We start from the raw sequence: 13,600 nt of genomic DNA on the forward strand, positions 1-13,600 counted from the left end.
TCAGACCGAGAGGACCTGGCGCTTGTTGTAGGTGCCGCAGCTCGGGCACGCGATGTGCTGCAGCTTCGGCTCCTGGCAACGCTCACACGAAACCAGGGTGGGGACCGCAGCCTTCCACTGCGACCGGCGGTGGCGCGTGTTGCTGCGCGACATCTTCCGCTTCGGAACAGCCACGGCTACTTCTCCTGCTTCTCGGCGGCGCTTCGGACGTCCCCGTCAGAGGCTTTGCCGCTCATGTTGTCCTTCTCATCGGTTCCCAGCGAACCGGCGAGTCCCTGCAGTGCCGCCCAACGGATGTCGACGGCGTCGTGGTGGTGGTCCGGGTTCTCGTTCAGGTTGGTTCCACACTCGGAACACAGGCCTGCACAGTCCTCCCGGCACACCGGCTGCATCGGCAGTGCGAGCACCACCGCATCACGCAGCACGGGTTCGAGGTCGAACATGCCGTCCTCGAGGGGGATCATGTCCTCGTCTGCCTCGGCTTCGTCGTCCGCGGCCGCCCTGGAGCGGCCCCGGTCGTCGGAGTCGGGGTACGAGAACATCTCCTGGAAGTCCACGTCGAGCTCCAGCTCGACGGGCTCCAGACACCTTACGCACTCCCCCTCGGCCGATGCACGGGCGGTGCCTGTGACAAGCACCCCTTCCATGACCGACTCAAGACGGAGATCGATTTCCACCGGAGCGCCCTCGGGCACTCCGATCACTCCTTCGACGCCCAGGTCCCGGGGGGCCTCGATCGAGCGGGAGATCCTCTGGAGGGCGCCAGGACGCCGCCCCAGCTCGTGCGTGTCGAACACGAGGGGGTTGCGGTGGTCGAGGCGCGTGCTCAGGGCTCTTCCTGCTTTCGGATCGTTCTGCTGCGTAGAGGAGGCTGCCAGACGTGGGCAGCAAGGATCGCGGACATAGCGCGACCGAAGAGCCAGGATACTGGACGCTTCGCTCAGGGCCCAATCCGGGCCCCGTGCCCCTTACTGTCCCTGTTCGTACCGGCGCAGCTGCTCCAGGTCGATCATGCTCGTGTCGAAGAAGCTGGTCTCGTCGAGCGCGGCGGCCTGCTGCTGCTGCTGCTGGTGGTGGGGCTGTGCGTGGACCTGGCCCTGGGGGTCGTACTGCTGCTGTTCGTAGCCGTACTGCCCCTGGTACGCGTAGGGGTCCTGCTGCTGGTAACCGTAGGCGTCCTGCTGCTGGTACGCGTAGGCGGGGTCCTGCTGGGGCTGCTGGGGCTGCTGGTAGCCGTACGGGTCGGGCTGCTGCGCCGGGATCTGCGGGGCCTGCGGCTGCGCCGGCGCGGGGTCGGAGAGCTCCGCGAGCCCGGCCAGGTAGTCGGCGTCGCTGGTGTGCACCGCGCCGCCCAGGCCGTCCTGTGCGGCCATGTGCTCACCGAGGGCGTCGGTGGCGATCCGGCCGTGCAGCTTCTGCCGGCCCCGCCCGACGGCCTCCAGGGTCTTGCTGAGGACGGCCTCGAAGGCGCCCAGCTTGGCGTCCACGTACGCGTCGGCCCGCTGGATCAGGGTCTGCGGGTCGGCGCTGTACTCGGGGGCGTCCGCGTCGGCGTAGCCGTCCTGGTCGAGGCCCGGGCCGCGGCCGAGGAGCTTCTCCCGCCCGCGGTCGACGGAGCCGATGGTCTTGTTGAGGACGACCTCGAAGTTGGCGAGCTTGGAGTCGACGTAGTCGTCGGCCTCGGCCTTGACCTCCTCGGCCTCGCGGCGGGCCTCGGAGAGGATCCGGTCGGCCTCCTCCTGCGACTGCCGGGCGACCTGGGTGTCGGAGACGATCGAGCCCCGCTCGGCGTGGGCGGCCTCGATGATCCGCTCGGCCTCCTGGCGGGCCTGCTCGACCATCTGCTCGCGGCCGCCGATCAGCTCCTGGGCCTGGGCGAGGGAGCCGGGCAGGGCCTCCCGCACCTCTTCGAGCAAGGCGAGCAGCTCGGCGCGGTTGACCACGCAGGATGCCGACATGGGCATGGAGCGGGCGCCCTGCACGGTCGCGACGATCTCGTCGAGCTTCTTCTGCACGTCCACCTGGTGCTCGCCACTCTCTACAGCTGGATGGAGACGGACGGGACGACTGTAAGGGCAGTCGGCGCCCGTCCGACACCAGGTGACGGAGCGTCAGCGGCGGTGGCCGCGCGTCACTTCTGCGCGAGCCGCTCGGTCAGCCGGCCGAGGACCAGCGGCGGGACGAGGTGCGAGACGTCGCCGCCCCAGGCCGCCACCTCCTTGACCAGGGAGGAGGAGAGGAAGCTGTAGGTCGGGTTGGTGGGGACGAACAGGGTCTCCACGCCCGAGAGGCCGTTGTTCATCTGGGCCATCTGCAGCTCGTAGTCGAAGTCGCTGACGGCGCGCAGGCCCTTGACGATCGCGGGGATGTCGCGCTGCTTGCAGAAGTCGACGAGGAGGCCGTGGAAGGACTCCACCTCGACGTTGCCGAAGTCGGCGGTGACCTCACGGATCAGCTCGATCCGCTCGTCGACCGTGAAGAGGCCCTTCTTCGACTGGTTGATCATCACCGCGACGTGTACGACGTCGTACAGCTTGGACGCGCGGGCGATGATGTCGAGATGTCCGTTGGTGATGGGGTCGAATGACCCCGGACAGACGGCGCGGCGCAACTTGGGTCCCTCGCTCTCCGGTCCGGTCATCGTGCGTCTTCGCACGTAGAGGCGGCGCGACCGTACCAAAACGTTCCCTCGCCGTAGCGACGGGACCGCAGGGCCTCGAACCCGGCCGGCCAGCCGAATTCCCCGCCTCGGGTGCTGCGCTCCACGGTGACGAGGGCATCCTCGCTCAGCCAGCCCCCTGAGCGCAGTGTGAGGAGAATCTCGCGGAGATCGTCGTCCCCGACGGCGTACGGCGGGTCGAGGAAGACCAGGTCGTACGGATCGGCCGGGGCCGGTCCCGTCACGATCTGCTCGGCCCGGCCGGTGCGGAGTTCGGCGCCGGGGAGTCCGATCGAGCGGACGTTGTCCCGGATCGTCTTCGCGGCGCGGGGGTCGGCCTCGACGAGGAGGGCGTGCACGGCCCCCCGGGAGAGCGCCTCCAGACCCACGGCGCCGGAGCCCGCGTACAGGTCGGCGACCCGGGACCCGGCGAGGCCGTGGAACGACTCCCAGGTGGAGAAGAGGCCTTCCCGTGCCCGGTCGGAGGTGGGGCGGGTGCCGTTGCCGGGGGGCACGGCCAGGCGCCGTCCGCCGGCGGTACCGGCGATCACGCGGGTCATCGGTGTCCTCGTCCTGCGTCGTCCAATGCGTACGTCCCAGGATATGGCCGCGGTCGGGCGCTCAGCCCTTCTCAGCCCTTCTCGAGGTACTCCTCCCGCTCCTCGCTGAGGAGGGCGTCGAGCGCGGTGCGCAGGCCCGGGTGGGCGGTGAGGTCGGGATCGGCGAGGACGAGGGCGGTGGCCTCCTCGCGCGCGGCGGCGATGACCTCCTCGTCGTCGATGACGGTGAGCACCCGCAGCGAGGAGCGGACGCCGGACTGGGCCTGGCCCAGGACGTCGCCCTCGCGCCGCTGTTCGAGGTCGATGCGGGAGAGCTCGAAGCCGTCGAGGGTGGTGGCGACGGCGTTGAGCCGCTGCCGTGCGGGGCTCGCCTCGGGCATCTCGCTGACGAGGAGGCAGAGGCCGGGGGCGGAGCCGCGGCCGACGCGGCCGCGGAGCTGGTGGAGCTGGGAGACGCCGAAGCGGTCGGCGTCCATGATCACCATGGCGGTGGCGTTGGGCACGTTGACGCCGACCTCGATGACGGTGGTGGCGACGAGGACGTCGAGCTCGCCGGCGGCGAAGCGGCGCATGACGTCGTCCTTGTCGTCGGGGTGCATGCGGCCGTGCAGGACGGCGATGCGCAGGCCCGCGAGGGGGCCGGTGCGGAGCTTCTCGGCGACGTCGAGGACGGCCAGCGGCGGGCGCTTCTCGGCCTCGTCCTCGGGGGACGCCTTGGACTTCTTCTTCTGGTCCTCCTCGTCGCCGATGCGGGGGCAGACGACGTAGGCCTGGTGCCCGTTGCCCACCTCTTCCCGGACCCGCTCCCAGGCGCGCGCGAGGAAGTGCGGCTTGTCGGCGGCGGGGACGACATGGCTGGCGATCGGCGAGCGGCCGGCGGGCAGCTGGTCGAGGACGGAGGTCTCCAGGTCGCCGAAGACGGTCATGGCGACCGTGCGCGGGATGGGGGTGGCGGTCATGACGAGGAGGTGCGGGGGCTGCTTCCCCTTGCCCCTGAGGGCGTCGCGCTGTTCGACGCCGAAGCGGTGCTGCTCGTCGACGACGACGAGGCCGAGGTCGTGGAACTTGACCTTGTCCTCGATCAGCGCGTGCGTGCCGATGACGAGGCCGGCCTCGCCGGTGACCAGGTCGAGCAGGGCCTGGCGGCGGGCGGCGGCGCCCATGGAGCCGGTGAGCAGGACGACCTTGGTGGCGCGGTCGGAGCCGCCGAGCATGCCTCCCTCGGCGAGCTCGCCCATCATCTCGATGACGGAGCGGTGGTGCTGCTGGGCGAGGACCTCGGTGGGGGCGAGCATCGCGGCCTGCCCGCCGGAGTCGACGACGGCGAGCATGGCGCGCAGCGCGACCATCGTCTTTCCGCTGCCGACCTCGCCCTGGAGGAGGCGGTGCATGGGGTGTTCGGTGGCGAGGTCGTCGAAGATCTCCTTGGAGACCTTCGTCTGGCCGTCGGTGAGGGTGAAGGGCAGCTTGGCGTCGAAGGCGTCGAGGATGCCGTCGGGGGCGGGCCTCCGGGCGACGGCGGGCAGTTGGGTGTCGGCGTGCCGGCGGCGGGCGAGGGCGACCTGGAGGACGAAGGCCTCGTCCCACTTGAGCCGCTCACGGGCGGCGGCGATGTCGGCCTTGGTGCGGGGCCGGTGGATCAGCTCCAGGGCCTCGGGCAGCTCGACGAGGCCGCGGCCCTCGCGCAGGGCGGGCGGCAGCGGGTCGACGGCGTCGGCGGCGCTCGGCAGGACGGCGTGGACGGCCTTCGCGATCTTCCAGGACTCCATCTTGGTGGTGGCCGGGTAGATCGGGATGAGGGCGCCGGCCCAGGTGTCCACGGCGGCCTCGCTGTCGCCGCGGAGGAGTTCGTACGAGGGGTGGGCGAGCTGGAGGCGCCGGTTGAAGAGCGAGACCTTGCCGGCGAACATCGCGCGGGTGCCGGGCAGCAGGTCGTGGTGGGGCTTGTGCACGCCCTTGCCGAAGAAGACCAGCTGGAGGCGGCCGCTGCCGTCGGTGATGGTCACTTCGAGGCGCTGGCCGCGTCCCTTGGAGCCGTTGAACGTGAGCACACGGGCGTCGGCGACCTGCGCGACCACCGTGACGTGCTCGTCGAGCGGCAGGTCGGCGAGGGTGGTCAGCTCCCCGCGCTCGGCGTACCGGCGGGGGTAGTGGTGGAGCAGGTCCCCGACCGTGTGCAGGTCGAGCGCCTCGGCCAGGACCTTGGTGGTGGCGGGGCCGAGGGACTGCTTGCTGAGTGGTTCGTCGAGCGCGGGCACGCCCTCCATTGCACACCACGGGACCGACAGTCGTGCGGAAGCCTGTGGACGACGGGGGGAACGGGGGCTATTCCACCCCGATGAGCAGCGGCGGGGCCCCCGCGCCCGCGTGGTACGTGGTGGTATCGACGGCCAGGTAGCCGCGCCGGACGTGGCGTTCCAGGTCGGGGGCGAGCCCGGGCGGGGTGTCGTCGGCGACGACGAGGGTGACGAGTTCGCCGCCCGCCGAGAGCATGCGGTCCAGGACGGTGCGGGCGGTCTCGGTCAGGTCCTTGCCGATGACGGCGACGTCGCCCTCGATGAGGCCGAGGATGTCGCCGGCCTGGCAGACGCCGGCCGAGGTGAAGGACTGGTGCTCGGCGACGGCGAGTTCGGCGTAGCGGGTGGCTCCGGCGGCGGCCGTCATGGCGACGACGTCCTCGTCGAAGCGGCGGTCGGGTTCGTGGACGGCGAGGGCTGCGATGCCCTGGACGGCGGCCCGGGTCGGGATGAGGGCGACGCGGATGCCCTCGGCCCTGGCGCGTTCGGCGGCGGCCGCGGCGGTCTGGCGCAGGTCGGTGTCGTTGGGCAGGAGGACGACCTCGCGCGCGTGCGCCCGCCGGATCGCCTCGACGAGTTCGTCGCCGGCGGGCGGTTCGCCGGGCCTGCTGCGGACCGTCGTCGCGCCGGCCTCGGCGCAGAGTCCGGCGAGGCCTTCGCCGGGGACGACGGCGACGACCGCGCGCTGGGCGCGTTCCCCGCGTGCGGTGCCGGCCGCCGCGTCGGCCGCGAAGTGGGTGATGCGGATGCGGTGGGGCCGTCCGGCCTCGACGCCGGCCTCGACGGCGGCGCCCGCGTCGTCGACGTGGACGTGCACGTTCCACAGTCCGTCACCGCCGACGACGACGAGGGAGTCGCCGAGGGCGTCGAGCCGGGCCCGCAGCAGGTCCACGGCGGCGTCCTCGGCCTCCAGGAGGTAGATCACCTCGTAGGCGGGCCCCGCCTCGCCCTCGCAGGGTCCGGCCGGGGCGGCCGGCACGGGCCGTACGTCGCCGAGGAGCCGTACCCCGCCCGTGGCGGTCCCGATGTGGTCGGGCGCCCTGCCGCTCACGGTCTCCACGAGCGCTCCGAGGACGGCGACCAGGCCGCGTCCGCCGGCGTCCACGACCCCGGCCCGGCCGAGCACGTCCAGTTGGCCGGGGGTCGCCGCCAGGGCGGTCCTGGCGGCTGCGTGGGCCCGTGCGGCCACGTCCGCGAGCGTTCCGCCGCCCGCGCAGCCGTCGGCGGCGGCCGTGGCGACGGTGAGGACGGTGCCCTCGACGGGGTGGGCGACGGCCTGGCGCGCGGCGGCGGCGGCCTCGGCCAGGGCGCGGGCGAGGTGATCACCGTCACGTCCTTCGGCGAGGACGGCGGCCATGCCGCGCAGGAGCTGGGCGAGGATGGTGCCGGAGTTGCCGCGGGCGCCGAGCAGGGCGCCGTGCGCCATGGCCCGTACGGTCTCGGCGGTGTCGGGCGCGGAGGCGGCGAAGACGGCTTCGACGGCCTCGTGGGCGGCCTCGGCTGTCAGGTACAGATTGGTGCCGGTGTCCCCGTCCGCGACCGGGTAGACGTTGATCGCGTCGATCTCCTCGCGCTCCCGTCCGAGGGCGTCGAGGGTCCGTGCGCACCAGGTCCGGACCGCTTCGGCGTCGAGCTCGACGAGCTCCTCGTCAGGCTGAAGGGCTCGCGACAACGGGGGGTCCTCCTTCGGCGGTGAGCTCACCGCAGGGTAGACCGGGGGTGACCCGCTCGTGACCGGGGCCCGGGGCGAGGTCCGCGGAGACCATGGTAGTTTCGTTCCACGGAAGCAGGCGTTGTATGCTGCTTCGGTTGCCCGGTTCAAACCGGGCCATCCCCCGGCAAGCCACTTCAGACTCCTGATTCCGGTGCGCCGGATTTCACTGTAATTCTGAAGTCTTTGGAGTGACCCGTGGCTGCCAACTGCGACGTCTGCGGCAAGGGGCCGGGCTTCGGCAACAACATTTCGCACTCGCACCGCCGTACGTCCCGTCGCTGGAACCCGAACATCCAGCGCGTGCGTGCCGTGGTCGGTCGGACGCCGAAGCGGCTCAACGTCTGCACCTCGTGCATCAAGGCCGGCAAGGTCTCGCGCTAATTGCGACGTTCTGTCGTAGCGCAGCCCCTGCGGTTGCCTTGAGAGGCCGGTTCACCTCGGTGAACCGGCCTTTTGCCATGCCCGGGAACATGCCGGTGGGCCTGCCCGAAGGCGGCTGAGCCGCCCCCGGACCCCTCAGCGCGTCCGCCAGCCGTGGTCGACCGGGCCGATGCCCTCGCCCAGGGCGAATCCGGCGGCTATGGCCCCCGTCACGTACTCCTTCGCCTCTCGTACGGCCTCCGGCACCGCCAGGCCCTTGGCGAGCCCGGAGGCGACCGCCGAGGCGAGCGTGCAGCCCGTGCCGTGGGTGTGCCGGTTGTCGTGGCGCGGGGCGCGCAGCCAGTGCTCCTCGGTGCCGTCCGTGAGCAGGTCCACGGCCTCCTGACCGGTGGGCAGGTGCCCGCCCTTGATCAGGACCCAGTCCGGCCCGTACGACAGGACGGCCTCGGCGGCGACCCGCATGTCGCTCTCGCGCGCGACGTGGACGCCCGTGAGCTGCGTCACCTCGTCCAGGTTCGGCGTGGCGACGGTCGCCCGGGGCAGCAGCCGCCTGCGTACGGAGTCGAGCGCGCTCTCCGCGAGCAGCGGATCGCCGTGCTTGGAGACGCCGACCGGGTCGACGACGACGGGGGCGCCGGTGTCCGCGAGGAGCTCGGCGACGGTCTCCACGAGCACGGCGGAGGCGAGCATGCCGGTCTTCACGGCGTGGACGCCGATGTCGTCGACGACGGCCCGGTACTGGGCGCGCACGGCGTCCGTGGGGAGTTCCCAGACTCCCTGGACGCCCCGCGAGTTCTGCGCGGTGACGGCGGTGAGCACGCTCATGCCGTGGACGCCGAGGGCGAGCATCGTCTTCAGGTCGGCCTGGATGCCCGCGCCGCCGCCGGAGTCGGATCCGGCGACGGTGAGGACGAGCGGGGGCCGGGAGGTCACTCCGTCTCTCCGAAGTGGTCCCAGCCGCCCACGCTGTGCCAGGGCGCGCCGTCCACGGTGACCTGGGGCAGCGCCGAGGGGTGGAGGACCTCGCCGATGACCTTCCAGCGGGCGGGGAGCTTCACGTCCGGCGGGAAGGTGGCCACGATGGCGTGGTCCTCTCCCCCGGTGAGCACCCACTGCATGGGGTCGACGCCGACGGCCTGGCCGATGTCGTTCATCTGGGTGGGGATGTCGATGAGTCCCGAGCGCAGGTCGATGCGGACCTTGCTGGCCTCGGCGATGTGTCCGAGGTCGGCGATGAGGCCGTCGCTGACGTCGCACATGGCGGTGGCGCCGAGACCGGCCGCGGCGGGACCCGCGTGGTACGGCGGCTCGGGCCTGCGGTGGGCCTCGACGAAGGCGCGCGGGGAGCGGAAGCCGCGGGAGAGGACCGCGTATCCGGCGGCGGACCAGCCGAGCCAGCCGGTGTAGGCGACGACGTCGCCGGGCTGGGCGCCGCCGCGGGTGACCGGGTCGTGGTTGCGGAGGTCGCCGAGGGCGGTGATGGAGACCATGATCGTGTCGCCGCGGACGACGTCGCCACCGACCACGGCCGCGCCCGCGACCTGACATTCGTCGCGCAGGCCGTCCATGAGTTCGGTGGGCCAGGTGACGGGGAGTTCGGCGGGGACGACGAGGCCGAGGAGGAGCGCGGTGGGGACCGCGCCCATGGCGGCGATGTCGGCGAGGTTCTGCGCGGCGGCCTTGCGGCCGACGTCGTACGCCGTCGACCAGTCGCGGCGGAAGTGACGTCCTTCGAGGAGGATGTCCGTGCTGGCCACCACGCGCCGGTCGGGGGCGGAGACGACCGCGGCGTCGTCGCCGGGCCCGATCCGTACCGCCGGGGTGGAGGTGAGCCGGGACGTGAGCTCCCTGATGAGCCCGAACTCGCCCAGCTCTCCGACTGTGCCCTTCACCGCGTCTCACCTCGTGTCTTCGTGCCGGCCGGCGGGCGGGGGCGCGTCCGTGCGCGCCGCGGGTCGCGGGCCGTCACCGTGCTGGGTACCGTCAAGTAGACCGTCAACTTCTGTCCTGCGTACGCCACACCCCGAGCGCCTCCGGACGCGCGGGTCTCCCCGTGGCCCGCGGCGACGCGGTACCGTGGCGTCCCTTTCTCCCACAAGATCCTCGTGGTCGCCCTGGAGGTTCCGTGGTTCAGGCGTACATCCTCATCCAGACCGAGGTGGGCAAGGCGTCGACCGTCGCCGACACCATCTCCAAGATCCCGGGGGTGATCCAGGCCGAAGACGTGACCGGTCCGTACGACGTCATCGTGCGCGCACAGGCGGACACCGTCGACGAGCTGGGCCGCATGGTGGTCGCCAAGGTCCAGCAAGTGGACGGCATCACGCGCACCCTCACCTGCCCGGTCGTTCATCTGTAGCCCCCGTCTACGCTTGGCCGGTGACGTCTTCCCACCGGCCTTTCGGCCTGCCCGCCGCCGTAGCGGCCGCCGTCCTGCTGTCGGCCGCCGCCGGCTGTTCCTCGCCGGACGCCTCGGCGTCCGTCGTGGTCCCGAGCCCGCCGGCGGAGGAGGCGTCCTTCTGCCAGGCCCTGGCGAAGGAACTGCCCGACACCGTGGCGGGGCTTCGGCGGAGTGACCCGGAGCCCGGCTCCGAGTTGACCGCCGGGTGGGGTGACGGTGCGATCGTACTGCGCTGCGGGGTCCCCCGGCCCGAAAAGATGAGCGATCCGAAGGCGCAGGGCATCTCCGCGAACGGTGTGCGGTGGATGCTGGAGCAGCGCGCGGGCGACGGACCCCGTCTCACCTCGGTGTACCGGAAGACGTACGTCGAGGTGACGCTGGACGAGCGGTACGCGCACGACGTCGGCCCGCTCACGGATCTCGCGGACCCCGTGGAGCGGGCCGTTCCGTGCGCCCTGGAGCCGGAGTGCTCGTGACGGCACTCCGGCACCCCCTGGCTCGGACCGTCTAGCGCAGGCCCGTGGAGCGGGTCAGCGCGGCCTGGATGAGCCGGTCGACGAGCTCCGGGTAGCTCACGCCGCTCTCCTGCCACATGCGCGGGTACATGGAGATGGGCGTGAAGCCCGGCATGGTGTTGATCTCGTTGATGACGAAGTCGCCGTCCTCGGTGAGGAAGAAGTCGGCGCGGACCAGGCCCTCGCAGGACACGGCCTCGTAGGCGGCGACGGCGAGGCGCTGGATCTCGGCGGTGGCCTCGTCCCCGATGGGGGCGGGCACGATGCCGGAGGCCGAGTCGATGTACTTGGCCTCGAAGTCGTAGAAGTCGTGGTTCGTGACCGGCGGGATCTCGGCCGGGACGCTGGCGCGCGGGCCGTCCTCGAACTCCAGGACGCCGCACTCGATCTCGCGGCCGCGGAGCAGCGACTCGACGAGGATCTTGGGGTCGTGGCGGCGGGCCTCCTCGATGGCCTCGTCGAGGCCGGAGAGGTCGTCGACCTTGGTGATGCCCATGGAGGAGCCGCCGCGGGCCGGCTTCACGAAGAGCGGCCAGCCGTGCTCGGCGGCGAACTCGACGATCTTCTTGCGGGCGGCGGCGGGGTTCTGCTCCCACTCGCGCGGCCGGATGACCTCGTACGGGCCGACGGGGAGGCCGAAGGAGACGAAGACCCGCTTCATGTACTCCTTGTCCTGGCCGACGGCGGAGGCGAGGACGCCCGCGCCGACGTAGGGGACGCCGGACAGCTCCAGGAGGCCCTGGAGGGTGCCGTCCTCGCCGTAGGGGCCGTGGAGCATCGGGAAGACCACGTCGACCTCGCCGAGGGCCCTGGGCACGTTGCCGGGCTCGGTGAGGACGACCTCGCGGTTGGCGGGGTCGACGGAGAGGACGACGCCGCCCTCCGTGGACTCGGCCAGGTCGGCGACGTTCGGCAGGGCGCGGTCGGCGATGGCCATGCGCTCGGGGGCGTCGGCGGTGAGCGCCCAGCGCCCGTCCGTCGTGATGCCGATGGGCAGCACGTCGTACTTGTCCCGGTCGATGGCGCTCAGGACGGCGCCCGCCGTGACGACGGAGATGGCGTGCTCGGAGCTGCGTCCGCCGAAGACGACGGCCACGCGCGGCTTGCGGGGGCTCTGGGTGTTCTCGCTCATATCGCGATGAGCGTACCTTGCGACTCCCGAACTCCTGAGCGCCCCGCTGCCGCCGCGCGCGTACGGCGCAGCGGGGGCGCCCCGGGGGGTCAGCGGCGCTCGGGCTTGGCCGACCGGGACATGAGTTCCTTGAGCGCGACGACCGGCGGCTTGCCGTCGTGGACGATGGAGACGACGGTCTCGGTGATGGGCATGTCGACGCCGTGGCGGCGGCCCAGATCGAGCACGGACTCGCAGGACTTGACGCCCTCGGCGGTCTGCTTGGTGGCCGCGATGGTCTCCTGGAGGGTCATCCCGCGGCCGAGGTTGGTGCCGAAGGTGTTGTTCCGGGAGAGCGGCGAGGAGCAGGTGGCGACGAGGTCGCCGAGGCCCGCGAGGCCGGAGAAGGTGAGCGGGTCGGCGCCCATGGCGAGGCCGAGCCGGGTGGTCTCGGCGAGGCCGCGGGTGATGAGCGTGGCCTTGGAGTTGTCGCCGAGGCCCATGCCGTTGGCGATGCCGACGGCGAGGCCGATGACGTTCTTCACGGCGCCGCCGAGCTCGCAGCCCACCACATCGGTGTTGGTGTACGGGCGGAAGTACGGGGTCATGCAGGCGGTCTGGAGGCGCTGGGCGACCGTCTCGTCGGAGCAGGCGACGACGGCGGCGGCGGGCTGCCGGGCGGCGATCTCCTTGGCCAGGTTGGGGCCGGTGAGGACGGCCACGCGGTCGGCGGGCACGTCGGCGACCTCGGTGATGACCTCGCTCATCCGCTTGGCGGTGCCGAGTTCGACGCCCTTCATGAGGGAGACGAGCACCGTGTCGGGGGCGAGCACCGGCTTCCAGGCCGCGAGGTTGCCGCGCAGGGTCTGGGAGGGGACGACGAGGACGGTGAAGTCGGCGTCCGCGGCGGCCTCGGCCGGGTCCGCGGTGGCCGTGATCCCCGCCGGGAGTTCGACGCCCGGCAGGTAGTCGGGGTTGACCCGGGTGGTGTTGATCTCCTTGGCGAGTTCGGCGCGGCGGCCCCAGAGGCTCACCTCGCAGCCCGCGTCGGCGAGCACCATCGCGAAGGCGGTGCCCCAGGATCCGTTGCCGAAGACGGCTGCCTTGGTCACTTGGTGCCCTCCCCGGCGGCCTTGCGCCGCTGCTCCAGGCGGGCCCGGCGGTGGTCGTACGGTTCGGCGGGCGCCTTCTCGCCGCGGACCTCCTCCAGGAGGGCGGTGATGGCGGCCATGATGACCTCGGTGGCCTCGCGGAGCACCTCGGGCGTCGGCTCCAGGCCGTCGAAGCGGGAGAGGTCGACGGGCGGTCCGGCCTGCACGATCAGCGTCTTGCGGGGGAACAGGCGGAGCTTGTTCTCCTTGGCGTACGGCGGCACCGCGAGGTTGGCGCCCCACTGGGCCACCGGGATGACGGGGACCTTGGTGAGCAGCGCGACGCGTGCGGCGCCGGTCTTGCCGGCCATGGGCCACATCTCGGGGTCGCGGGTGAGGGTGCCCTCCGGGTAGAAGGCGACGCACTCGCCGCGCTCGATGGCGTCGACGGCGGCGCGGAAGGCGTCCAGCGCGTTGGTCGTCTCGCGGTAGACGGGGATCTGGCCCGTGTTGCGGAGCATCGTGGCGACGAAGCCGCCCTTGAAGAGGCCCGCCTTGGCGAGGAACCGCGGAACGCGACCGGTGTTGTACTGGTAGTGCGCGTAGGACAGCGGGTCCAGGTAGGAGTTGTGGTTGACCGCGGTGATGAAACCGCCGTCGGCCGGAATGTGCTCCATACCGCGCCAGTCCCGCTTGAACAGAACCACCAGGGGGGGTTTGGCGATGACCGCCGCGAGGCGGTACCAGAAGCCGATTCTGCGGCGGGGCACTCGGACACCTTTCTCCGGGACTGGCTGGCAGGGGGTCAAGTGTCGCCCCATGCTCCTGGTCTGTCGAGTGACACCGTACGCCCCGGGCCCTCCGGCGGACC

General features: G+C 71.9%; 15 protein-coding genes. 3 read left to right on the plus strand and 12 right to left on the minus strand.

What is annotated here, in order from left to right:
* From rpmF to IE237_RS35215, 7 genes are all read right to left on the minus strand, one after another.
* Entirely contained in the window at window positions 1-174 is a 174-nt protein-coding gene (gene rpmF, locus IE237_RS35185; RefSeq protein ID WP_015036448.1) for a 50S ribosomal protein L32, read from the minus strand.
* A 2-nt stretch (window positions 175-176) separates the two neighbouring features.
* Window positions 177-797 carry a YceD family protein gene (locus IE237_RS35190; protein WP_370468337.1) on the minus strand — a complete coding sequence of 207 codons (621 nt, stop codon included), beginning with the start codon at window positions 795-797 and terminating at the stop codon, window positions 177-179.
* A 171-nt stretch (window positions 798-968) separates the two neighbouring features.
* Entirely contained in the window at window positions 969-2,021 is a 1,053-nt protein-coding gene (locus IE237_RS35195) for a F0F1 ATP synthase subunit B (protein WP_189806246.1), read from the minus strand.
* A gap of 110 nt (window positions 2,022-2,131) precedes the next feature.
* Window positions 2,132-2,611, minus strand: coding sequence for a pantetheine-phosphate adenylyltransferase (gene coaD, locus IE237_RS35200; RefSeq protein WP_189806272.1), 480 nt, complete (start codon window positions 2,609-2,611; stop codon window positions 2,132-2,134).
* A 26-nt stretch (window positions 2,612-2,637) separates the two neighbouring features.
* A complete protein-coding gene (gene rsmD, locus IE237_RS35205) occupies window positions 2,638-3,219 on the minus strand; it encodes a 16S rRNA (guanine(966)-N(2))-methyltransferase RsmD (protein ID WP_189806247.1) in 582 nt (193 codons plus the stop codon).
* A 71-nt stretch (window positions 3,220-3,290) separates the two neighbouring features.
* On the minus strand, window positions 3,291-5,486 hold the full coding sequence (gene recG, locus IE237_RS35210; protein ID WP_189806248.1) for an ATP-dependent DNA helicase RecG: 2,196 nt from the start codon (window positions 5,484-5,486) through the stop codon (window positions 3,291-3,293).
* A gap of 58 nt (window positions 5,487-5,544) precedes the next feature.
* Window positions 5,545-7,188 (minus strand): DAK2 domain-containing protein, encoded by a 1,644-nt coding sequence (locus IE237_RS35215; RefSeq protein WP_189806249.1) that lies wholly within the window; start codon window positions 7,186-7,188, stop codon window positions 5,545-5,547.
* 237 nt (window positions 7,189-7,425) lie between these two features.
* Here IE237_RS35215 and rpmB point away from each other — a divergent pair, with 237 nt between their 5' ends.
* Window positions 7,426-7,611 carry a 50S ribosomal protein L28 gene (gene rpmB, locus IE237_RS35220; RefSeq protein WP_003957616.1) on the plus strand — a complete coding sequence of 62 codons (186 nt, stop codon included), beginning with the start codon at window positions 7,426-7,428 and terminating at the stop codon, window positions 7,609-7,611.
* 135 nt (window positions 7,612-7,746) lie between these two features.
* Here the strand turns inward: rpmB and thiD are convergent, their stop codons facing one another.
* Both thiD and IE237_RS35230 read right to left on the minus strand, forming a co-directional pair.
* Window positions 7,747-8,544, minus strand: coding sequence for a bifunctional hydroxymethylpyrimidine kinase/phosphomethylpyrimidine kinase (thiD, locus tag IE237_RS35225; RefSeq protein WP_189806250.1), 798 nt, complete (start codon window positions 8,542-8,544; stop codon window positions 7,747-7,749).
* Window positions 8,541-9,503 (minus strand): thiamine-phosphate kinase, encoded by a 963-nt coding sequence (locus IE237_RS35230; protein ID WP_116158650.1) that lies wholly within the window; start codon window positions 9,501-9,503, stop codon window positions 8,541-8,543. The genes thiD and IE237_RS35230 overlap by 4 nt, the downstream gene beginning before the upstream one ends.
* 233 nt (window positions 9,504-9,736) lie before the next feature.
* Here IE237_RS35230 and IE237_RS35235 point away from each other — a divergent pair, with 233 nt between their 5' ends.
* Window positions 9,737-9,970 (plus strand): Lrp/AsnC family transcriptional regulator, encoded by a 234-nt coding sequence (locus IE237_RS35235; protein ID WP_017947604.1) that lies wholly within the window; start codon window positions 9,737-9,739, stop codon window positions 9,968-9,970.
* 20 nt (window positions 9,971-9,990) lie between these two features.
* A complete protein-coding gene (locus tag IE237_RS35240; protein ID WP_189806251.1) occupies window positions 9,991-10,488 on the plus strand; it encodes a DUF3515 domain-containing protein in 498 nt (165 codons plus the stop codon).
* 31 nt (window positions 10,489-10,519) lie between these two features.
* Here IE237_RS35240 and IE237_RS35245 read toward each other — a convergent pair whose 3' ends face one another.
* From IE237_RS35245 to IE237_RS35255, 3 genes are all read right to left on the minus strand, one after another.
* Window positions 10,520-11,659 (minus strand): D-alanine--D-alanine ligase family protein, encoded by a 1,140-nt coding sequence (locus tag IE237_RS35245; protein WP_189806252.1) that lies wholly within the window; start codon window positions 11,657-11,659, stop codon window positions 10,520-10,522.
* Between the two features lie 89 nt (window positions 11,660-11,748).
* Window positions 11,749-12,750 carry an NAD(P)H-dependent glycerol-3-phosphate dehydrogenase gene (locus IE237_RS35250; RefSeq protein ID WP_189806253.1) on the minus strand — a complete coding sequence of 334 codons (1,002 nt, stop codon included), beginning with the start codon at window positions 12,748-12,750 and terminating at the stop codon, window positions 11,749-11,751.
* Window positions 12,747-13,499: a lysophospholipid acyltransferase family protein gene (locus IE237_RS35255; RefSeq protein WP_189806254.1), complete on the minus strand. Its 753-nt coding sequence runs from the start codon at window positions 13,497-13,499 to the stop codon at window positions 12,747-12,749. Before IE237_RS35255 ends, IE237_RS35250 begins: the two co-directional genes overlap by 4 nt.
* Window positions 13,500-13,600: the final 101 nt, after the last annotated feature.

Source organism: Streptomyces tanashiensis (assembly GCF_014648895.1).
Taxonomy (GTDB): Bacteria; Actinomycetota; Actinomycetes; order Streptomycetales; family Streptomycetaceae; genus Streptomyces; species Streptomyces tanashiensis.